This is a genomic window from Streptomyces sp. NRRL B-1347, assembly GCF_000720325.1.
Taxonomy (GTDB): domain Bacteria; phylum Actinomycetota; class Actinomycetes; order Streptomycetales; family Streptomycetaceae; genus Streptomyces.
The window spans coordinates 1-755 of sequence record NZ_JOJM01000278.1 but is presented as its reverse complement, the minus strand read 5'-3'; the positions used below and the strand labels follow the sequence as shown (position 1 = coordinate 755).

Sequence of the window (755 nt, the reverse complement as noted above, 5' to 3'; positions counted from 1 at the left end):
GCCCCACCAACGCGGCAAACCCAGCAGGAACACCCCCGAAGACCCCATGCCCCGACTCGTCCAGCGCCACCAGCGAGAACACACCCGCCACACCCGACGGCTCCACCCCAGCCCCGTCGAGCGCCCCACGCAGCCGCTCCGCGACCACCTCACGGCCATCCGCGGCCCCGACGACCACGGAGACGACATGCGCACCACGGCCGGTCAAGCCATCCAGCACGGCGGCGGCCAGCGTGTCCACCGTGTTCTGCTCACGCCGCTGACGACGCCACGACGACAGCGCCGGAAGCAACGCCGTCAACGACGACTCCGCCTCCTCGCCCTCCACCTCCAGTGTCCGCGCCGGAGGTCAGGAACCGCTCCAGACCGCCCTCGTCGCGGCGAAGGGTCCCGATGACCACGGCCTGCGCCTCAGCGGCCTCCACCGTCTGCTGCACCGGCACGGTCAGCACCGGGTGCGGGCTCACCTCGATGAACACGGTGTGTCCGTCGTCGAGCAGAGTGCGGGTGGTGGCCTCCAACTCCACCGTCTGGCGCAGATTGCGGTACCAGTACTCCGCGTCCAGCCCGACCGTGTCCACCAGCTCACCGGACACCGTCGAATAGAACGGCACCTCGGACGTGCGGGGCTTCAGGTCCGCCAGGACCTTCAGCAACTCCTCGCGGATCTCCTCCACATGCGCGGAGTGCGAGGCGTAATCCACCGGAACCCGGCGGACCCGGATCTCCTCACCCTCCAGCTGCGCGACCATCTC

The 755-nt window shown here is 69.8% G+C and carries 1 protein-coding gene and 1 pseudogene; both read right to left on the bottom strand.

Annotation, left to right across the window (positions count from 1 at the left end; translation table 11 throughout):
* On the bottom strand, positions 1-241 hold a 241-nt coding region (locus IG74_RS54070), incomplete at its 3' end, for a hypothetical protein (RefSeq protein ID WP_420710065.1).
* A gap of 79 nt (positions 242-320) precedes the next feature.
* A pseudogene (locus tag IG74_RS53080) lies at positions 321-755 on the bottom strand (acyltransferase domain-containing protein); the annotation flags it as partial.